The following is a 20,248-nucleotide window of genomic DNA, read 5'->3' on the forward strand; positions in this document are numbered from 1 at the left end:
TCCGAGCAAGACGATAGAGCAACTGACATCCATTCCGGATATTTCAGGGATTTATGCTGCAAATGCATAGTAAGCAACCGATATCGGCTGGAATTGTCGTCGTTGCGGCAGGCCGCGGCGAACGCGCCGGATCGTCAGAGGAAGGCCCCAAGCAATACCGGATGATCGGCGGCAAGCCGGTTATCGTCCACACGCTTGAAAACTTCATGACATGGGAACCGGCAAAGCACATCGTCGTCGTCATCCACCCGGATGATGAAGCGCTCTTTGCCAGAGCGTCTCGGCACATCATCTCGGCAACCCCGATCGATACCGTCCATGGCGGCCCCACGCGGCAGCAATCGGTGCTTGCCGGCCTGCGACACCTCAAGGATAAGGGCATCAGCCATGTGCTGATCCATGATGCGGTGCGCCCCTTCTTCGATCACCAGCTTCTCGACAGGATTGGCGATGCACTTTCGACCGGCGCGCCCGCAGTCCTTCCTGCAACACCGGTCGCCGATACGCTGAAGCAGGCAGGGAGCGACGGAATCGTGGTCAAGACCATCCCGCGCGACCAGCTCTATGCGGCCCAGACGCCGCAATCCTTCGATTTCGCCATCATTCTCGAGGCCCATCAGAAGGCAGCCGCAATCGGCAAAACAGATTTCACCGACGATGCGTCGATCGCCGAATGGCTCGATATCCCCGTAACGATCGTCGAGGGCGCATCGAGCAACGTGAAGCTGACAGTCAGGAGCGATATCACCATGGCCGACGACAGGCTCTCGGGCGCGCGCATTCCCGATGTGCGAACCGGCAACGGCTATGACGTGCATCAACTAGTGCCCGGTGACGGCGTGACGCTCTGCGGTGTTTTCATTCCACATGACCAGAAGCTGAAGGGTCACTCCGATGCCGACGTCGCACTGCATGCGCTGACGGATGCGCTGCTTGCCACCTGCGGCGCAGGCGATATCGGCGACCATTTCCCGCCGTCCGATCCGCAATGGAAGGGTGCCGCTTCCCGTATCTTCATCGAACATGCCGCAAAGATCGTGCGCGATCATGGCGGCACGATCACCAATGCCGACGTTTCCCTGATCGCGGAGGCGCCGAAGGTCGGCCCGCACCGTGAGGCCATGCGCGCCAATCTCTCGGAGTTCCTCGGCATTGACATCGAGCGTTGCTCGGTGAAAGCCACCACCAACGAGAAGATCGGTTTCGTCGGCCGCCGCGAAGGGATCGCCGCGATCGCAACGGCAACCGTTGTCTATGGAAGCACGAAGCGATGAGCCTGTTTCCCGCAGATATCACGTCGATGGCGGAAAACATCATCCGCGATTTCACGGCTGCGGGCCTGCTGGTATCGACGGCAGAGTCCTGCACCGGTGGGCTGATTGTCGGCGCACTGACAGAGATTTCCGGATCGTCAGCCGTCGTCGACCGCGGTTTCGTAACCTATACGAACACCGCCAAGATGCAGATGCTCGGCGTGCAGGAGGAAACGCTCGCCCGTTTCGGAGCAGTTTCGGAGGAGACGGCGCGGCAGATGGTGCATGGCGCCCTCTTCCGCTCACGCGCCGACCTTGCGGTCGCCGTGACAGGCATTGCCGGCCCCAGTGGTGGATCGCCGGAAAAACCTGTCGGGCTGGTGCATCTTGCCGCGAAATCACGTTCGGGTAAGCTTATCCATCGGAAGATGCTTTACGGCGACATTGGCCGCACGGAAATCCGGCTGGCAACAATCCGGACGGCACTTCAAATGGTTATTGAAATTGTGTGATATTGAGTGAGGGAACAAAAGGCAGGAATTTCAGTTTCTGCCGAGTCTAGGCAAGAGTCGGTTTTGAGGGATCAGTTAAATGAGATACTTCGCATGCATCGGTGTCGTCTTGAGCCTCGCCTGCGTTTCGGCGGCTGAAGCACCATCCAACTATCAGACTTACGGTGGCGTGCGGGTGGATTCCGATCCCGTTCTGCTGCGCAAATACGACCATGCGCTCCGCCGCTGCCAGCCGGAAGCGCTGGGCTATCGCGGATCGCCTGATACCACCAGCCTGATCTACAACGCTGCGCTCAGAGGCTGCCTCTATCGCTACAGCTTCGTCGACCGTGGCGCCTACGCCTATCCCGCGACGCAGATCTTCGATCATTTCTTCGATCGCTGACCAAGGCTCTATCGGCTGTAGATCGTGCCCGCCCGCTTTTCGAAGGCTTCCGTGAACATGCGGAAAGCCCGGTCGAACATTGACCCCATCAGAGCTCCGAGAATGCGGCTCTTGAACTCGTAGTCGATGAAAAAATCGACCGTGCAGCCGCCACCCTCCGCCTCGACAAACCGCCAGCGGTTGTCGAGGTAGCGAAAGGGGCCGTCGATATATTTGACGTCGATGACGCGCTCGGCCCTGTTTAGCAGGACCTGGGTCGTGAAGGTTTCGCGGATCGCCTTGTAACCGACCGTCATGTCGGCGATCAGCAGTTCCTTGCCGTCGCGCTCCTTGCGGTTCTTCACAACAAGAGCTTCGCAGAGCGGCAGAAATTCCGGATAATGTTCGACATCTGACACCAGGTCGAACATCTGGTCGGGCGTGTGCGGGACGGAGCGATGCGTTTCGAATTGCGGCATGAAGCGCAGTTAAGCCGGCATACCGAGAAGATCAAGAAGCGCGCGCATCTGGCGGCGGGATTTCACCTGTAAAACCGGTATATGCGGCCCGTGGGCGGCGATCGCGGCTGTGATGCGCGGCGTAAATTTTTTCTCGAAAGTCCAGATGAACTCCAGAAACTGCCAGTCGACCTTTTCGATGCAGCCCGGCGCCATTTCCGGGCGGGTGCGGCCGATGTGCTTCAGCCAGCGGGTCATGACGCCCCACACGCAAAGCAGGCGCGGCATCCGCACCCAGATGACGATATCGGTACGCGGCAGGCGGATATCGAAGGTGGAGGTATTGGTGCCATCCATGATCCAGCGTTCGCCGGCAATCCTCTCGATGATACGCTGGCGCTGCTCTTCCCTGCCGCGTTCCACCCAGCCTGGCAGCCAGCGGATATCACGGTCGATGGAGAGGTAGGTCAGGTCGAAATGGCTTGCCAGCTTCTGGGCCAGCGTCGACTTGCCGCCGCCCGAACAACCGATGACCATGATTCGCTCGGCACGAAGGATCATGTCGGCTGCCTCTGCAATAGAGACCTCACAAATGGGTTCAGGCGACGTCGTCACTTGATGCATGGCAGGCTCGCTTTCGACAGGATCGCCTTCGCGGACAGACTTAACTGCGAAGAGCGGCGTGCTGGCTAGCTGCTTCGCATGACCTGATGATGACAGCGCAACACGCAAAGAAAAACCGCGGCGAAAATCGCTGCGGTTCCCATCAAAAACAAGGGGTAAGCTTTTACTCGGCAGCCATCAGCAGCTTCTTCTCGCGCGCAGCCTTCAGGCGGGCGAAGTCGTCGCCGGCATGGTGCGAGGAGCGGGTCAGCGGGCTGGAGGCGACCATCAGGAAGCCCTTGGTGTAGGCAACCGTCTCGTAGGACTTGAACTCATCCGGCGTGACGAAGCTCTCGACCTTGTGGTGCTTGCGGGTCGGCTGCAGATACTGGCCGATCGTCAGGAAGTCGACATCGGCAGTACGCAGGTCATCCATGAGCTGCAGGACCTCGTTCCGCTCTTCACCGAGGCCGACCATGATGCCCGACTTGGTGAACATGGTGGGATCGAGTTCCTTCACCCGCTGCAGCAGGCGGATGGAGTGGAAGTAGCGGGCGCCGGGGCGAACCGTCAGGTAGTTTCCGGCAACGGTTTCCAGATTGTGGTTGAAGACGTCGGGCTTGGCGGCGACGACACGTTCCAGCGCTCCAGGCTTCTTCAGGAAGTCTGGCGTCAGGATTTCGATTGTCGTCATCGGCGAAGCGACGCGGATCGCCCAGATCACCTTTTCAAAGTGCTCAGCGCCGCCGTCTTCCAGATCGTCACGGTCGACCGACGTGATGACGACATGCGACAGGCCCATTTCCTTGACCGCCTTAGCGACATTCTCAGGCTCGGCCATGTCGAGCGCGTTCGGCTTGCCTGTCGCCACGTTGCAGAAGGCGCAGGCGCGCGTACAGATCTCGCCCATGATCATGAAGGTTGCGTGCTTCTTGTCCCAGCACTCGCCGATATTCGGGCAGCCCGCTTCTTCGCAGACGGTGACGAGCTTGTGCTCCTTCACGATCGAGCGGGTCTCGGCATAGCCTTTCGAGGTCGGCGCCTTCACACGAATCCAGTCCGGCTTGCGCAGGACTTCCGTATCCGGGCGATGCGCCTTTTCCGGATGCCGCACGCGCTTTGCGTCTGGATTGATCGTGTCGAGAATGGTGACCATGTCAGTTCAACTTTCCGCCGCCCCATGCGGCCCGGCATCTCATATTGCGCATCGCTCCTTTATTCAAATCTTTCGATCTGAGGAGGTGCGCCCGATCTTCGCTCACTATCTTCGCACCAGGCGCGCGAGGAATATTAGCAGACAGGCGCCAATGAAACCCGTCACGAAATAACCGAACCTTCCGCCGGCAACCTCGATATGAAACTGCGCCAGGACGGCAGTGGCGACAACCGAGCCGACAATGCCGAGCACGATGTTCAGTAAAATGCCGTAGCGCGCTTCCATCAGCTTGCCTGCGAGCCAGCCCGCAAGTCCGCCGATGATGATCGCCGAAATCCAGCCGACGCCTTCCATCCTGTCCCTTTTCCTACGCTATCGCCCTTGCGATCAGCACCACGACAATGGCACCGACAGTGGCGTGGATGATCTCAACCACCAATGCATTTTCAATGCCGAGCGAGATCCCCAGCGCATTGAACAGGAACCCGCCCACGAACGCGCCGATGATGCCGCTCAGGAGGCATCGTATCAACCCACCCCCGCCGACGACCAGGCTTGCAAGAAAGCCCGCAACCAGGCCGATCAGCAGAAAGATGAGAAGCGACTGCGTGCTCATAGACATGATGATTTCCTTTCGTTTTTTCCATCCCCGGCGATGGCGTTCCGCCACGCCGGGATAGAGGGCAGACCAGGAAATTATCAAGCGTTCAGCACGCGGCCGTAAGCATCCAGCACGCTTTCCTTCATCGTCTCCGAAATAGTCGGATGCGGGAAGATGGTGTGCATCAGTTCTTCCTCGGTCGTCTCCAGGTTCATGGCGACAACGAAGCCCTGGATGAGTTCGGTGACTTCAGCGCCGACCATGTGGGCGCCAAGCAGTTCACCGGTCTTCTTGTCGAAGATCGTCTTGACGAGGCCCTGGTCCTCACCGAGCGCGACAGCCTTGCCGTTTGCGCTGAAGGGGAAGCGGCCGACGCGGATATCGCGGCCCAGCTCCTTGGCCTTGGCTTCGGTGAGGCCGACGGAAGCGACCTGCGGGTTGCAATAGGTACAGCCCGGGATCTTCAGCTTGTCCATCGGATGGACATTCGGAAGGCCGGCGATCTTCTCGACGCAGACGACAGCCTCGTGCTCGGCCTTGTGGGCGAGAAGCGGCGGGCCGGCAACGTCGCCGATCGCATAGATGCCGGGCACGTTGGTCTTGCCGTAGCCGTCGATGGCGATGAAGCCGCGATCGGTCTTCACACCGACAGCCTCAAGGCCGATGCCTTCGACATTGGCCTGCACGCCGACAGCCGAAATCATGCGGTCAGCGGTGATCGTCTCAGTCGTGCCGTCCTTCTTCTCGATGGTAGCGGTGATCGAGTTGGCGCCCTTCTCCACCTTGGCGACCTTGGCCTCCAGATGGATCTTCATGCCCTGGCGCTCGAACTGCTTCTTGGCGAGAGCAGAGATTTCCGCATCCTCGACCGGCATGACCTGGCTCATGATTTCGACGACGGTGACATCAACGCCCATGGTGCGGTAGAAGCTTGCGAATTCGATGCCGATTGCGCCCGAGCCCATGACGACCAGCGACTTCGGCAGTTCGTCAGCCTTCATCGCTTCGAAATAGGTCCAGATCAGCTTGCCATCCGGCTCGATGCCCGGCAGCGCACGCGGACGGGCGCCAGTCGCAACGATGATGTGCTTTGCAGTGTAGGTGCCCTCACCCAGCGCATTCTTCGGCACCGGCCCCATCGGCTCCATCGGCTTCTTCGTCGTCTTGGAAACGACGATTTCGCCGGGCTTGGTGATCTTGGCTTCACCCCAGATGACATCGACCTTGTTCTTCTTGAACAGGAATCCGACCCCGTTGTTCATCCGGTGGGCGATGCCGCGCGAACGGGTGACGATCGCCTTGATATCCGGCTTGATCGTGCCTTCCAGCACCAGGCCGTAATCCTTGCCGTGCTGGGCGGTATGCAGGACGTCTGCGGAGCGCAGCAGCGCCTTGGTCGGAATGCAGCCCCAGTTGGAGCAGATGCCGGCCAGATGTTCGCGCTCGACACAGGCGACCTTGAGGCCGAGCTGCGCGGCGCGGATGGCGGCGATATAGCCGCCGGGACCGGAACCGATGACGATGACGTCGTAGGATTGAGCCATTGCTTTCCTGCCTTTGTTACGCTCCCGCCCGGGTCATCAAAACCCATGCGTGCTTCTTGCTGTTATCGAAGAGCGGCACAGCTTTCATGCGCGCCGTTTCCGAAAATCCGTTTCTTTCGTAAAGCGACAGAGCCGCTTCGTTACTATCCGACGTGATCAGGCTGACCGGCAGCCGATCTGCCCTTGCAAGCTGATCCTCCAGCAGCCTCTTGCCGATGCCGATACCGCGCATATGGCGATAGACCGCAAGGCTGCCAATGAACCAATGCCCGATCACCGATCTCTGCATCGCCAGCATCGGCTCTATGGCCGGATGCCGCGCTTCGAGATCGCGTATGCCTTCATCCACTTCGTAACCGATCGCCATTCCGGCGATCTCGTCATAGGCCTCGCCGATGACGGCGTTCTTCCAGCCCCCGAGCGCCTCATCGCTCATCTTCAACCGGCCCCGTTCCAGCGGCGTATCGCTCATGCCGCTTGCGACATCGGCAAACCAGAGCCATGAGGCAAAGCCGTGAGAAGCAATGTCTGCCAGAATCGCCAGTTCCGAGGCATCCCGGCGGGAGGCTTTTCGGAGGGCGAGAAAGGCGGTCACCGTCAAAGACCCAGCATCATCCGAACGATGGGCTCAAGGCCGCGACCGAGCGCACGCGTATTCTCCGCATCGAGATGGATGCCGTCGAGCGGCGTGGTCCTGGCGACGGAATTGCCGTCGAAGAAGCCGCAGCCGAGTTCATCGGCAAGGTCACGGTAAAGCGTGGGAAGCTTTGCCGATTCATCGATGCCGCCCGGGAACGAAGCCGCGAAGGGCACATTGCCCGTCTCGCAGATCGCCGGCGGCGCCACGATCAGGATCTCTGGCCCGTCGAATTCGAAGGGCCAGGCATGGTTGCGGATCAGACGCACCAGACGACCGATGCCCTGGCATGCGGCAAAGGCGGAGCCGGCGACAACCGGCTTCATGTCATTGGTGCCGAGCAGCAGGATGACGAGATCGAGCGGCGCATGCGTCTGCAGGATCGTCGGCAGGACGCGTGCACCATTACGGTCACAATCGGCGAGGTGATCGTCGAAGGCGGTGGTGCGGCCGTTCAGGCCTTCCGCGATGACGCGAGCCTCGCTTCCGAGCGTTGCCTGAAGCACGCTCGGCCAGCGAGTCTCATAGGCGTGACGACCGATCGTGTCGGCGTTATAGCCCCAGGTCAACGAGTCACCATAGCAAAGAACAGTCTTCGTCATGTCCGCCCTCCCGCGTCCTGCTTAGACCAGCATGCCCATCGGATTTTCGATGTAGCCCTTGAAAGCCTGCAGCAGCTCGGCGCCAAGAGCGCCGTCGACGCAGCGGTGGTCGGTCGAGAGCGTCACGGTCATGACCGTCGCAATCGCCATTTCGCCATTCTTGACGATGACGCGCTGCTCACCCGCGCCGACGGCGAGGATCGTCGCATGCGGCGGGTTGATGACAGCTGCGAAGTTCTTCACGCCCATCATGCCCATGTTGGAGACCGAAGTCGTGCCGCCCTGATATTCCTCAGGCTTCAGCTTGCGGTCCTTCGCACGCTTGCCAAGATCACGCATCTCGTTGGAGATGACGGAGAGCGTCTTCTCCTCGGCCTTGCGGACGATCGGGGTGATCAGGCCACCGGGGATCGAGACAGCCACACCAACGTCGGCATGCTTGTGCTTGACCATGGCACTTTCCGTCCAGGAAACGTTAGCGTCAGGAACATCGCGGAGCGCCAAAGCCATGGCCTTGATGACCATGTCGTTGACCGACAGCTTGTAGGCCGGAGCGCCGTCCTTGCGGGGAGCGGCGTCGTTCAGCTGGGCACGCAGCGCCATCAGCGCGTCGAGGTCGCAATCGACCGACACGTAGAAATGCGGAACGGTCTGCTTGGATTCGACGAGGCGACGGGCGATCGTCTTGCGCATGCCGTCATGCGGCACGAGCTCGTAGGAGCCTTGTTCGAAGAGCTTGAGCACGGCTTCGTCGGATGCACCCTTCGGAGCGGCAGCGGCCGGAGCCGGTGCAGCAGCCTGCGGGGCAGCAGCGGCAGCCTTGGCACCACCGCCGGCAGCGGCAGCTTCGATATCACTCTTGACGACACGGCCATGCGGACCGGTGCCGGCAATGGCGGAAATATCGATACCGGCTTCCTTGGCCAGACGACGAGCAAGCGGCGAAGAGAAGGCACGCGCGCCGCCAGAGGGGACCGCAGCGGGTGCCGGGGCAGCAGCCGGAGCCGACGGCGCCGGAGCAGATGCGGCCTCAGCCTTCGGTGCTTCAGCCGGAGCAGCAGCAGCTTTCGGTGCCGGAGCGGCAGAGCCGGCGCCACTTGCAGCGGCAGCGACATCTTCACCATCGGCGGCGAGAACGGCGATCAGGGCATTGACCTTCACGCCTTCGCTGCCGGCCGGAACGACGATCTTGGCGACCGTGCCCTCGTCAACGGCTTCGACTTCCATCGTCGCCTTATCGGTTTCGATCTCGGCGATCACATCACCGGACTTGACCTTATCGCCTTCCTTGACCAGCCACTTGGCAAGGTTGCCTTCTTCCATGGTCGGAGAGAGGGCGGGCATCGTGATATTGATCGGCATCGAAAGGCCCTCTCCTTATTTGTAGCAAACGGCTTTCACCGCATCGACCACTTCGCCGACATTCGGAAGCGCGAGCTTTTCGAGATTGGCGGCGTAAGGCATCGGAACGTCCTTGCCGGCGATCGTCAGGATCGGCGCATCGAGATAGTCGAAGGCCTGCTGCATGACGCGGGTGGCGATTTCGGTGCCAACGGAGTTCTGCGGATAACCTTCCTCGACGGTGACCAGACGGCCGGTCTTCTTGACGGATTCGATGACCGTCGGAAGATCCATCGGACGAAGGGTGCGCAGGTCGATCAGTTCGACATCGATGCCGATCTTCTCGAGTTCGGCGACCGCCTTCGTGGCATAGGTCATGCCGATGCCGAAGGAGACGACGGTAGCATCCTTGCCCGGACGGTGGATGCGGGCCTTGCCGATCGGCAGAACGAAATTATCGAGCTTCGGCACATCGAAATGCTGGCCGTAGAGAATTTCGTTTTCGAGGAAGACGACCGGGTTCGGATCCCGGATCGCGGCCTTCAGCAGACCCTTGGCATCGGAAGCCGTGTAAGGCATGACAACCTTCAGGCCGGGGATCGCGCTGTACCAGGCTGCGTAATCCTGGCTGTGCTGGGCGCCGACACGAGCAGCAGCGCCGTTCGGGCCGCGGAAGACAATCGGGGCGCCCATCTGGCCGCCGGACATGTAGAGCGTCTTGGCAGCCGAGTTGATGATCTGGTCGATCGCCTGCATGGCGAAGTTGAAGGTCATGAACTCGACGATCGGCTTCAGGCCCGACATGGCGGCACCGACGCCGACGCCGGCAAAACCGTGCTCGGTGATCGGGGTGTCGATAACGCGGCGAGCGCCGAATTCCTGCAGAAGACCCTGGGTAACCTTGTAGGCACCCTGGTATTCGGCAACTTCCTCTCCCATGACGAAGACGTTGTCGTCAGCGCGCATTTCTTCGGCCATGGCGTCGCGCAGCGCTTCGCGCACCGTCATCGACACCATTTCGGTACCAGCCGGAATTTCCGGGTCGTTCGGCACGAAAGCCTTGGGCTCGGCCGGAACAGGGGCAGTAGCCGACCCGGTATTCGTCGGCTTCTCTTCCTGGGCAACCTGCGGAACAGCGACCGGAGCCGGTTGAGCGGCAGAAGGAGCGGCGGAAATCGCGTCGGCAGATTCGCCGTCCTGCAGCAGGATAGCGATCTTAGCGTTTACCTTGACGTTTTCAGTGCCGGCCGGAACCAGCAGCTTGCCGATGACGCCTTCGTCGACGGCTTCGACTTCCATCGTTGCCTTGTCGGTTTCGATTTCGGCAATCACGTCGCCGGAAGTGACCTTGTCACCTTCGTTCTTGAGCCACTTGGACAGCGTGCCTTCTTCCATCGTCGGAGAAAGGGCGGGCATGAGGATATCGATAGGCATGGGTTCCCTCCCCGAATTAGAGCAGAATGTCGGTGTAAAGCTCGGATGCATCCGGCTCCGGATCGGCCTGGGCAAAATCGGCACTGTCGGCGACGATATCGCGGACTTCCTTGTCGATCGCCTTCAGATCGTCTTCGGTCGCCCAGCCCTTTTCCATCACGCGCAGGCGAACCTGCTCGATCGGGTCCTGCTCGGAGCGCATCTTCTGTACTTCTTCCTTGGTGCGGTACTTCGCCGGGTCGGACATGGAGTGACCACGATAGCGATAGGTCAGCATTTCCAGGATGATCGGCCCCTTGCCGGAGCGGCAGTGCTCGAGCGCCTCATCGGCAGCAGCCTTGACAGCACGAACGTCCATGCCATCGACCTGCATGCCGGGAATGCCGAAGCCGGAACCGCGGAGCGAATAGTTCGACTGCGCCGTCGCGCGGGCTGTCGAAGTGCCCATGGCGTAACGGTTATTTTCGACGATATAGATGATTGGCAGCTTCCAGAGAGCAGCCATGTTGAAGCTCTCGTAGACCTGACCCTGGTTGGCTGCGCCGTCGCCGAAATAGGCGATCGAGACGCTGTCATTGCCGCGGTATTTGTTTGCGAAGGCGAGGCCCGTGCCGAGCGAAACCTGGGCACCGACGATGCCGTGGCCGCCGTAGAAATGCTTCTCCTTGGAGAACATGTGCATCGAACCGCCCTTCCCGTGGGAATAGCCGTTACGACGCCCGGTTAGCTCGGCCATGACGCCGCGCGCTTCCATGCCGGTCGCCAGCATATGACCGTGGTCGCGATAGGCGGTGATGACCTGATCGCCTTCCTTCTGCGCCATTTGCATGCCGACGACAACAGCTTCTTGGCCGATGTAAAGGTGACAGAAACCACCGATGAAGCCCATGCCGTAAAGCTGGCCCGCCTTTTCCTCGAAACGGCGGATGAGCAGCATCTCGCGATAGGCCTTCAGCTCCTCATCGCGATCGAAATCGGCGATGGGACCGCCATTCGATGCCTTGGCTGCAGATTTCGCACTGGTTTTGCGGCTGGAAACGGTCGCGGTTTTGCGCAACGCCATTCAACCCTCCCTATGGGTTTATCGGTTCTCAGGTGGCGCGTACCATAGGGAAGAAAAATCACCACAGCAATGCCATAATTGCATGGCTCATATTCGCTTGTAAATTATTGATAAAAAACAAAAAAAATCGATTAACCTAAATTCGGTTAATTGCGGTAATGATTGTAAATGACAATCTCGTCCGCGCGCGACATGTTGAGCTGATACCGCGCCTTTTCGTCGAGCATATCCCTGTCCAGCGAGCCGTCGCTGAGGAGCGCTACCTGCGCCTCCAGATGCTCGCGCTTAGCCTTGAGCACCGCCAATTCCTTCTCGCGCGCGAGACGCTGGCGCTCGAACGCCTCCGTCGCACGCAGACCATAATCACCATGGATGCAATGATAGCCGAAATAGGAGAGGAAGGCGACCGTCATGGCCGGAATGACGAAGCGACCGGTCTTTCTCTTCTTATGATGCTTTGTCCACATACACTCATGCTCTAACGCATTACCAATCATTTCAACTTAACGCGCAGAGTTTAACCGTTCGTTGACTCTGAGCGATTCCGGAAGGGACTCAACAAAAAACCCGCGCCGGAGCGCGGGTTCCAAATGCCTGATTTCCAAGATCGTATTAGCCGCGGATGATAGAGCGGCCGGCATACTCAGCCTGCGGGCCGAGACCTTCTTCGATGCGGATGAGCTGATTGTACTTGGCAAGGCGATCCGAGCGCGACAGCGAACCGGTCTTGATCTGACCGCAGTTGGTGGCAACCGCAAGATCGGCGATCGTGGAGTCTTCCGTCTCACCCGAACGGTGCGACATGACGGCGGTGTAGGCTGCCTTGTGCGCGGTATTGACGGCGTCGAGCGTTTCCGTCAACGAGCCGATCTGGTTGACCTTGACGAGAATCGAGTTTGCGACGCCCATGCGGATCCCGTCGCGCAGGCGAGCCGAGTTGGTGACGAAGAGGTCGTCGCCGACGAGCTGGCACTTCTTGCCGGCGAGATCGGTCAGCGTCTTCCAGCCTTCCCAGTCGTCCTCGGCCATGCCGTCTTCGATGGAGATGATCGGATACTTGGCAGCGAGTTCGGCAAGGTATTCAGCCATGGCGCCCGGCTCGAGCGTGCGGCCTTCACCTTCCATCACATACTTGCCGTCCTTGAAGAATTCCGTCGAGGCGCAATCGAGGCCGAGGTAGATGTCCTCGCCCGGCTTGTAGCCGGCTTTCTCGATCGACTTGACGATGAAGTCGAGGGCTTCCGGAGCGCTCTTCAGACCCGGCGCAAAACCGCCTTCGTCGCCGACATTGGTATTGTGTCCCTGGGCAGCGAGTTCCTTACGCAGCGTATGGAAGACTTCCGAGCCCATGCGAACAGCTTCACGGATCGAATCTGCGCCAACCGGCAGGATCATGAACTCCTGGAAATCGATCGGATTGTCGGCATGTGCGCCGCCGTTGATGATGTTCATCATCGGAACCGGCAGCAGGTTTGCGGAAGCGCCGCCAACGTAACGGTAGAGCGGCAGGCCGGAAGCCTCTGCGGCAGCTTTGGCGACGGCGAGCGAAACGCCGAGGATGGCGTTGGCACCGAGACGCGACTTGTTCGGCGTGCCGTCGAGCTCGATCATGATCTTGTCGATCTGAATCTGGTTTTCGGCGTCGATGCCGCCGATGGCGTCAAAGATTTCCGTATTAGCGGCCTCGACGGCCTTTTCAACACCCTTGCCGAGATAACGCTTGCCGCCGTCACGCACTTCGACGGCTTCATGCGCGCCGGTCGAAGCACCCGAGGGAACAGCTGCACGGCCCATGCTGCCGTCTTCGAGATAGACATCGACTTCGACGGTGGGGTTACCACGGCTATCGAGAATCTCGCGGGCGATGATATCGGTAATTGCAGTCATGGTTTTTTCCTGCTCGTGGGTGGATAAATCGTTTGAAACCGTCTTAATCGAAGGTACGCAAATTACAATGGCACTTTGGGGGGCGCTTTGCGACACTTTCGACCTGCATCTCTAATCGTCGCTATAACACGATCATGTCAGGCTTTTGACTGTCAGCCCTTGGCGACCGCATCAAAGGCAAGCAGCTTTTCCAGAAGCCGCGGCAGATCCTTGAGATAGACCATGTTCGGGCCGTCGGAAGGGGCATTGTCCGGATCCTCATGGGTTTCGATGAAGACACCTGCAACGCCGGCGGCTACGGCAGCACGCGCCAGCGTTTCAACGAATTCGCGCTGGCCGCCGGAGGAATCGCCCTGCCCGCCCGGTTGGGCGACGGAATGCGTGGCGTCGAAGATAACAGGAGCGCCCATTGCCGCCATGATCGGCAGGGAACGCATGTCGGAGACCAGCGTGTTGTAGCCGAAGGAAACGCCGCGCTCGCAAAGCAATACATTCGGATTGCCGCTGGCATTCAGCTTGCCGAGCACATTCTTCATGTCCCAGGGAGCCAGGAACTGGCCTTTCTTGACGTTGACGACGCGGCCGGTCTTGGCGGCGGCAACGAGAAGATCCGTCTGGCGGCAGAGGAAGGCCGGGATCTGCAGCACATCGACGGTTTCAGCGACAATGGCGCATTGTTCTGCCGTATGAACGTCCGTCAGGACAGGAAAGCCGAATTCCTTCTTGAGGTCGTCGAAAACCTCCATCGCCTTTTCGAGGCCGATACCGCGCTTGGCGGAAATCGAGGTGCGGTTCGCCTTGTCATAGGAGGTCTTGTAGACGAGGCCCATACCGAGCTTGTCGCAGATCTCCTTCAGCGTGCCGCCGACCATGAAGGCATGCTCGCGGCTTTCCATTTGGCACGGACCAGCGATGAGCGAAAGCTTGGCAGAATTGGAAAACAGAACCTGGCCAGCGCCCTCGCCGATCCGGACCTCTGCATTGGTATTGGAGCTCATGATGTTTCCTCGAAGGCAAAGAGCGCACCCTGACCGGGCACGGACTTCACAAGAATACGGTTTCCCTTGCGTGTATAGGTCACCCCGTTAGCAGCCAAATGCGCTTCTGTCACGGCCAGATCGGCAACCGCAAAGAGGATCGCCCGGCCGCGCAGGCCGCGATCGCTATCCGGCGTGCTCAAATCGAAATAGGCCTCCAGCCCCTCTGGGATCATCAGGCTGATCTTTGCGTTTCCGGTCGGCACCTCCAGCCCGAAACTCGTGACATCGGCAGAAGCGGCTTTTGCCGCCGCGCGAACGAACTCGCCGAAAGCTGTCGGCTCGGGGGCCGCGAGCGCGATCTCGGCAATGCCCGTCACGCCATTGGCATGGGTCTCCAGCGCGCCGCGGTCGGCCGGAAGCGGGTTGATGCGCTCGACAGCGAAGAGAAAGAAATCCGGTGCCCGCAGGTCGCCAGCGAAGGCGAGCCGGAAGCCGGCAACACTTTCTGCACCATCGGGCATTTTCACGGGACGTTCGAACTGCAGCACAGAGCCAGCGCTGATGCCGCCCTTTACGAATCGAGCATGTTCGCGCTTCGCATCCGCTGTCGCAAAGGCGATGGCGGACAGTCCCTCGCTGCCGCAGCGGAAGCGGAAAGCCTGATTGCGGGCGGTGAAGACATTGCCCTCACGCGCCGTCTCCTCGCTCTCCTCCACACTCGCGACACCCAATGGCTCAAGATAGGTTTTGTCAGTAAAGAAAACGCAGGCATTTTCCGTGCCGAAGGGATGGCGGGCATCAGGGGCTACGGTGAAACCAAGCTTGCCCAGCCTTTCGCGGGCAAGATCGATATCGGTAACCGGCAAAACGAGATGATCGATCGGAAGCATGTCCTGGGTCATCGGCTACTCTCCAGCATTGCCAGGATGATGTGCTTCAGCAGGCGTTACGAAGCAAGGCCGGGCAGGCTTTCCCGCGATAAAAATAAAATTCTCAGCAGAATGAACAGAAGTTTTACGAAAATTTAGCCACTTGCGGAACACATATGGAACATATAGTGTCTGTTCTGGATTTGTTTCAAGACTGGGGTATACGCCATGCTCACGCGCAAACAACAGGAACTTCTTCTTTTCATTCATGAAAGGATGAAGGAGTCAGGCGTTCCGCCGTCTTTCGACGAGATGAAGGATGCCCTGGATCTGGCCTCAAAATCCGGCATCCACCGGCTGATCACAGCGCTCGAAGAACGCGGCTTCATTCGCCGGCTTCCGAACCGGGCACGCGCGCTCGAAGTCATCAAGTTGCCGGAAGCCTACAGCCCGAGCCTGCAGCCTCGGCGCGGCTTTTCGCCGAGCGTCATCGAGGGCAGCCTCGGCAAGCCTCAGCCGGCGGCTCCCGCTCCGGCAAAGTCTGCACCTGCTGCCGACAACGGCAATTCGATTTCTGTGCCGGTCATGGGGCGCATCGCCGCCGGTGTACCGATCTCGGCAATCCAGAACAATACGCACGACATCAACGTTCCCGCCGACATGCTGGGCTCGGGTGAGCATTATGCACTCGAGGTTCGCGGCGACTCGATGATCGAAGCCGGCATCTTCGATGGCGACACGGTCATCATCCGCAACGGCAGCACCGCCAATCCCGGTGATATTGTGGTGGCACTCGTCGACGAGGAGGAAGCGACGCTCAAGCGTTTTCGCCGCAAGGGCGCATCGATTGCACTCGAGGCAGCAAACCCCGCTTATGAGACCCGCATTTTCCCGCCGGATCGCGTCAAGGTCCAGGGCAAGCTCGTCGGCCTCATTCGCCGCTATCACTGACCGGTGACGTACTGGCGTCTGCGAAACTGTCGCTGCGCCAGTCATAGGCACGGTGGCGCATCCAGGGCCGCCGCAACGTGTCGAATGCAGTTGTGATCTCAATCCCCTTATCGGTAAAACGAAGTTCGACGGAGCCTGTTCTGCGTAGTGTCTCGCCAGTAAAGAGCAATGCGCCGGAACGACAATGGTCAAACCGCAAACGGACAGGGGTAACGACGATATCGGCCGTATCGCAGGCCGGCCCGAGATAGGCTGCATTGTCGATGACCGTCAGTTTCTTTCCATTTCGGAGCAAGGCAGTGCACCAGGCGCCCTTCTGGCAGGAGAAGCGCGATGGCAAGCTCGCGGCGGCATGTCTTATCGCTGCTCTGGCTTCGTCCTGCTGATCCCGTGATAGCTGCAGCCGTTTACCTTCAGGCGCAGTGGGGACATTGACAGCCTGGAGCATGACCGGCTTTCGATGTTCTTCCATGGCAAGCGCCCGCTGCCATTGTTCGAAGATGAAGGCAGGCGGCTTTTCGCGGTTCGAAGCTATTGCCTCTCCATCGACAACAGCGACCAGGCCGCCATCTTCGGCGATGGTGATGTCGGGCATCGCCTCGATCGGAAGCAACGCGACGGCAAGCGTGGAAACCGCAACGATTGCCGTTCCGACGTGCCGCAGTCTGGTTCTGAGCAGGGTCAGCAGCAGAAACCCGAAGACGGCTGTCGGGAAGTACCAGCCGGGCAAACGGCCCACATCGATATTGCCACCCCAGCTCGATACCGTCTTTGCGATTTTTATCACCAGATCGAGCCCGAAGCCTGCGACCTGCCACACCGGGCCATCGAGGCCAAAGGGCATCAGCAGCATCGCCAGCATACCGGCCGGCATGACGATGAAGGAAATGACCGGCATGGCCGCGAGATTTGCCGGCAGGCCGTAGGCAGTCAACCGGTGAAAATGCTCGATCGAAAACAACGCGGTCGAGAAACCGCCGATCAACGAGGTCAGGAAAATGCCGCCGAAGAAGCCGCCAATCATGAAGAGGGGTTTCATGATCGGCAACTTGGCAAAGGCATTCTCCCGCATCGGCCGGCCCTTCCAGAGGTCGTAACCGGCGACCAGGGCAAGCGTTGCGGCAAAGGACATCTGGAAGCTCGGTCCCAGCACCTCTGACGGCGAGGCTGCGAGGATCACGAGCGCGGACAGCGCCACGTTTCTGAGGCTGATCGACGGCCGGTCAAAGAAGACGGCAACCAGCATGATCGCCATCATGATGAAAGCGCGTTCGGCGGAGACGGCAAAACCCGAGATCAGATAATAAGCCGTCACCGCAGCGAGCGCTCCGGCCGCCGCGATTTTCTTGGTCGGCCATGCCTGGGCAATGCCGGAAAAAAGACTGAGGATGACGCGCAGGCCGACAAAGAAGATGCCGGCGGAGAGCGCCATATTAAGACCGGAGATCGCGATGATGTGGGCAAGGCCGGATTGCCGCAGCGCCTCCGTCGTTTCATCCGAGATCGCCCGTCTCTCATCGGTGACAAGTGAAGCAGCAAAGGCGCCGGTATCACCCGGCAGAACGGAGCGGATTCGATCGCCGATGCCGCTCCTGAGCCGATAGAGCCATTCCAGGGTCGCCTTACCGATCGAGCCCGCCTGCTGCGGCTGCGACGCAGCCTTTTTCGGCGCACCATAGAAAAAGCCGTTGGCGCCAATGCCGTCGAAATAGGCGCTGAAGGCAAAATCGTTGAGGTGGGGAAGTGCGGGTCCTGCCGGAGGCGTGAGACGTGCCCTGCCCTCGATGACGTCACCAAGCTCAAAGGGCTGCGTGGCGCCCCGGACCAGCACGGAAATACGCTTGGGTGGACGCTTGATCTGAGGAGCATCCGTTCCGCTAACAGCAAGAATATAGCGCCAGCGCCCTCTTCCATCGCCTTCGCGGCGCTCGATGCGGCCGGTCACCGTTGTCGTTACGGCAGAATCCAGGATCAGGGTCTGCGCCCGCCATGTTTCGACCTGTGCCGAAAGCATTCCGCCAGCAAAGAGAAGCAGAGCAAGCAGCGTCGCCCGCAGTTCCGTCCGGCCATATCCGCAGAGCGCAACGGCAAGGAAGAGGATAAACAGGCAGAGACCAAGCGAGACGGCCGGAAAATCCGAAACTGCCAGAAACCAGGTCGCAGCACCCGCACCGAGGAAGACCGGCGAGAAGAGAATGAGGCGACCGTGGCCAGCCTCTTCGGCGGCCATGCGGATAGACGATTCGGTGTATTGTTTCGCAACGGCAATCAGCCGCCACTGCAGCGGAACAGCAGCCTGCGTCCTTACCGGTTGCGTCACAATGGCGCGCGGTGCGACATCGGCAAAATCCATCTTGGCATCAATGGATTGCGCCTGCCGTTCTCTTGTCTCGAACCCCGTCATAACCGCCTGGACCCGCCCCCGGATATCGGCAGAATGCAACCTGTGATCAAAACGCGCAAACAATAATCGATTGAAATACGAGGAAAATTCATGGGAACGAAAAATCCAGTCAAATCATGGTGTTCTGATATGCATAGGGCTCATCGCTGCAGTGCCTAAAAGATGATGCCGCGATGCACAAAATGGCATCACGGTAACTTGGCATTAGCTTCACGATCATATAGCTATCGCTTAGGACGCTTAACCCTTATGGCGCTTTTGCGGCGCCACCGCCACTCCGGAGGATCAGCATGACGGATCAAAGCGCTACAATCAAAATCGGTGACAAATCAGTCGACCTCGCCGTCAGAAAAGGCACGGTCGGACCTGACGTCATCGATATCGGTGCACTCTATAAAAATACGGCCTCCTTCACCTACGATCCCGGGTTTACGTCGACCGCATCCTGTGAATCAAAGATCACTTATATCGACGGTGACGAAGGTGTTCTGCTGCATCGCGGTTACCCGATCGAGCAGCTTGCCGAGCACGGCGACTTCCTGGAAGTCTGCTACCTGCTGCTCTACGGCGAACTGCCAACCGCCGCTCAGAAGAAGGACTTCGACTATCGCGTCACGCACCACACGATGGTGCACGAGCAGATGAGCCGCTTCTTCACCGGCTTCCGCCGCGACGCGCACCCGATGGCCGTCATGTGCGGCTGCGTCGGCGCGCTTTCGGCCTTCTATCACGACTCCACCGACATCACCGATCCGCATCAGCGCATGGTCGCCAGCCTGCGCATGATCGCCAAGATGCCGACGCTCGCTGCCATGGCCTACAAGTACCATATCGGCCAGCCCTTCGTTTACCCTAAGAACGACCTCGATTACGCGTCGAATTTCCTGCGCATGTGCTTTGCCGTTCCCTGCGAAGAATATGTGGTCAACCCGGTGCTTTCGCGCGCCATGGACCGCATCTTCATTCTGCATGCCGATCACGAGCAGAACGCCTCGACCTCGACGGTCCGCCTCGCCGGTTCTTCGGGCGCAAACCCGTTCGCCTGCATCGCCGCCGGCATCGCCTGCCTCTGGGGTCCCGCTCACGGTGGCGCCAACGAAGCAGCTCTCAACATGCTGACGGAGATCGGTACGGTTGACCGCATTCCCGAATATATCGCCCGCGCCAAGGACAAGAACGACCCGTTCCGCCTGATGGGCTTCGGTCATCGCGTCTACAAGAACTACGATCCGCGTGCCAAGATCATGCAGAAGACGACGCATGAAGTTCTCGGCGAACTCGGCATCAAGGACGATCCGCTTCTCGAAGTCGCGATGGAACTGGAGCGTATCGCTCTGACCGACTCCTATTTCATCGAGAAGAAGCTCTATCCGAACATCGACTTCTATTCGGGTATCACGCTGAAGGCTCTGGGCTTCCCCACGACGATGTTCACCGTGCTCTTCGCTCTCGCCCGTACCGTCGGCTGGATCGCACAATGGAACGAAATGATCGAAGATCCGGAACAGCGCATCGGCCGTCCGCGCCAGCTCTATATCGGCGAGCCGAAGCGCGACTACGTGCCGGTTTCCAAGCGCTAAGCGCTGACT

General features: G+C 59.7%; 21 protein-coding genes. 5 read left to right on the plus strand and 16 right to left on the minus strand.

All coding sequences use genetic code 11. The features are described from left to right. Window positions 1-53: 53 nt before the first annotated feature. From FHT82_RS10285 to FHT82_RS10295, 3 genes are all read left to right on the plus strand, one after another. On the plus strand, window positions 54-1,274 hold the full coding sequence (locus FHT82_RS10285; RefSeq protein ID WP_183729446.1) for a bifunctional 2-C-methyl-D-erythritol 4-phosphate cytidylyltransferase/2-C-methyl-D-erythritol 2,4-cyclodiphosphate synthase: 1,221 nt from the start codon (window positions 54-56) through the stop codon (window positions 1,272-1,274). Further along, a complete protein-coding gene (locus FHT82_RS10290; RefSeq protein WP_183729449.1) occupies window positions 1,271-1,765 on the plus strand; it encodes a CinA family protein in 495 nt (164 codons plus the stop codon). The genes FHT82_RS10285 and FHT82_RS10290 overlap by 4 nt, the downstream gene beginning before the upstream one ends. Window positions 1,766-1,844: 79 nt before the next feature. Continuing rightward, window positions 1,845-2,150, plus strand: coding sequence for a hypothetical protein (locus tag FHT82_RS10295; protein WP_183729451.1), 306 nt, complete (start codon window positions 1,845-1,847; stop codon window positions 2,148-2,150). 8 nt (window positions 2,151-2,158) lie between these two features. On the opposite strand, the gene FHT82_RS10300 is transcribed toward FHT82_RS10295, so the two are convergent. From FHT82_RS10300 to FHT82_RS10370, 15 genes are all read right to left on the minus strand, one after another. After that, window positions 2,159-2,608, minus strand: a complete 450-nt coding sequence (locus FHT82_RS10300; RefSeq protein WP_183729454.1) for a type II toxin-antitoxin system RatA family toxin — start codon at window positions 2,606-2,608, stop codon at window positions 2,159-2,161. Between the two features lie 9 nt (window positions 2,609-2,617). Beyond that, window positions 2,618-3,148 carry an AAA family ATPase gene (locus FHT82_RS10305; protein ID WP_348647593.1) on the minus strand — a complete coding sequence of 177 codons (531 nt, stop codon included), beginning with the start codon at window positions 3,146-3,148 and terminating at the stop codon, window positions 2,618-2,620. Between the two features lie 226 nt (window positions 3,149-3,374). Continuing rightward, entirely contained in the window at window positions 3,375-4,346 is a 972-nt protein-coding gene (gene lipA, locus FHT82_RS10310) for a lipoyl synthase (RefSeq protein WP_183729459.1), read from the minus strand. 105 nt (window positions 4,347-4,451) lie between these two features. After that, a complete protein-coding gene (locus FHT82_RS10315) occupies window positions 4,452-4,700 on the minus strand; it encodes a GlsB/YeaQ/YmgE family stress response membrane protein (protein WP_183729462.1) in 249 nt (82 codons plus the stop codon). Between the two features lie 13 nt (window positions 4,701-4,713). Continuing rightward, window positions 4,714-4,968: a GlsB/YeaQ/YmgE family stress response membrane protein gene (locus tag FHT82_RS10320; RefSeq protein WP_183729465.1), complete on the minus strand. Its 255-nt coding sequence runs from the start codon at window positions 4,966-4,968 to the stop codon at window positions 4,714-4,716. 77 nt (window positions 4,969-5,045) lie between these two features. After that, window positions 5,046-6,491 (minus strand): dihydrolipoyl dehydrogenase, encoded by a 1,446-nt coding sequence (gene lpdA / locus FHT82_RS10325; protein WP_183729468.1) that lies wholly within the window; start codon window positions 6,489-6,491, stop codon window positions 5,046-5,048. A gap of 16 nt (window positions 6,492-6,507) precedes the next feature. Continuing rightward, window positions 6,508-7,086 (minus strand): GNAT family N-acetyltransferase, encoded by a 579-nt coding sequence (locus FHT82_RS10330; protein ID WP_183729471.1) that lies wholly within the window; start codon window positions 7,084-7,086, stop codon window positions 6,508-6,510. Between the two features lie 2 nt (window positions 7,087-7,088). Then, complete coding sequence (locus FHT82_RS10335) at window positions 7,089-7,730, minus strand: SGNH/GDSL hydrolase family protein (RefSeq protein ID WP_183729474.1); 642 nt, start codon at window positions 7,728-7,730, stop codon at window positions 7,089-7,091. A gap of 21 nt (window positions 7,731-7,751) precedes the next feature. After that, the gene (locus tag FHT82_RS10340) at window positions 7,752-9,092 is read right to left on the minus strand and encodes a pyruvate dehydrogenase complex dihydrolipoamide acetyltransferase (RefSeq protein ID WP_183729477.1); all 1,341 of its coding nucleotides are present in this window, start codon (window positions 9,090-9,092) and stop codon (window positions 7,752-7,754) included. 15 nt (window positions 9,093-9,107) lie between these two features. Continuing rightward, the gene (locus FHT82_RS10345) at window positions 9,108-10,505 is read right to left on the minus strand and encodes a pyruvate dehydrogenase complex E1 component subunit beta (protein WP_183729480.1); all 1,398 of its coding nucleotides are present in this window, start codon (window positions 10,503-10,505) and stop codon (window positions 9,108-9,110) included. A 16-nt stretch (window positions 10,506-10,521) separates the two neighbouring features. Next, a complete protein-coding gene (gene pdhA / locus FHT82_RS10350) occupies window positions 10,522-11,568 on the minus strand; it encodes a pyruvate dehydrogenase (acetyl-transferring) E1 component subunit alpha (RefSeq protein ID WP_183729483.1) in 1,047 nt (348 codons plus the stop codon). A 146-nt stretch (window positions 11,569-11,714) separates the two neighbouring features. Next, complete coding sequence (locus FHT82_RS10355; protein ID WP_183729485.1) at window positions 11,715-12,035, minus strand: septum formation initiator family protein; 321 nt, start codon at window positions 12,033-12,035, stop codon at window positions 11,715-11,717. 145 nt (window positions 12,036-12,180) lie between these two features. Then, window positions 12,181-13,455 (minus strand): phosphopyruvate hydratase, encoded by a 1,275-nt coding sequence (gene eno, locus FHT82_RS10360; RefSeq protein WP_183729488.1) that lies wholly within the window; start codon window positions 13,453-13,455, stop codon window positions 12,181-12,183. 152 nt (window positions 13,456-13,607) lie between these two features. Further along, window positions 13,608-14,453 (minus strand): 3-deoxy-8-phosphooctulonate synthase, encoded by an 846-nt coding sequence (kdsA, locus tag FHT82_RS10365; RefSeq protein ID WP_183729490.1) that lies wholly within the window; start codon window positions 14,451-14,453, stop codon window positions 13,608-13,610. After that, a complete protein-coding gene (locus FHT82_RS10370; protein WP_183729493.1) occupies window positions 14,450-15,337 on the minus strand; it encodes a VOC family protein in 888 nt (295 codons plus the stop codon). Before FHT82_RS10370 ends, kdsA begins: the two co-directional genes overlap by 4 nt. 195 nt (window positions 15,338-15,532) lie before the next feature. On the opposite strand from FHT82_RS10370, the gene lexA reads away from it, so the two are divergent. Then, window positions 15,533-16,255, plus strand: coding sequence for a transcriptional repressor LexA (lexA, locus tag FHT82_RS10375; RefSeq protein WP_183729497.1), 723 nt, complete (start codon window positions 15,533-15,535; stop codon window positions 16,253-16,255). Here lexA and FHT82_RS10380 read toward each other — a convergent pair. Then, complete coding sequence (locus FHT82_RS10380; RefSeq protein WP_246698121.1) at window positions 16,236-18,608, minus strand: ComEC/Rec2 family competence protein; 2,373 nt, start codon at window positions 18,606-18,608, stop codon at window positions 16,236-16,238. The two genes, lexA and FHT82_RS10380, sit on opposite strands and share 20 nt — an antisense overlap. Before the next feature lie 341 nt (window positions 18,609-18,949). Here FHT82_RS10380 and gltA point away from each other — a divergent pair, with 341 nt between their 5' ends. Next, window positions 18,950-20,239, plus strand: a complete 1,290-nt coding sequence (gltA, locus tag FHT82_RS10385; protein WP_183729503.1) for a citrate synthase — start codon at window positions 18,950-18,952, stop codon at window positions 20,237-20,239. Window positions 20,240-20,248: the final 9 nt, after the last annotated feature.

Source organism: Rhizobium sp. BK275 (genome assembly GCF_014193555.1).
In the GTDB taxonomy this organism is placed as follows: domain Bacteria; phylum Pseudomonadota; class Alphaproteobacteria; order Rhizobiales; family Rhizobiaceae; genus Rhizobium.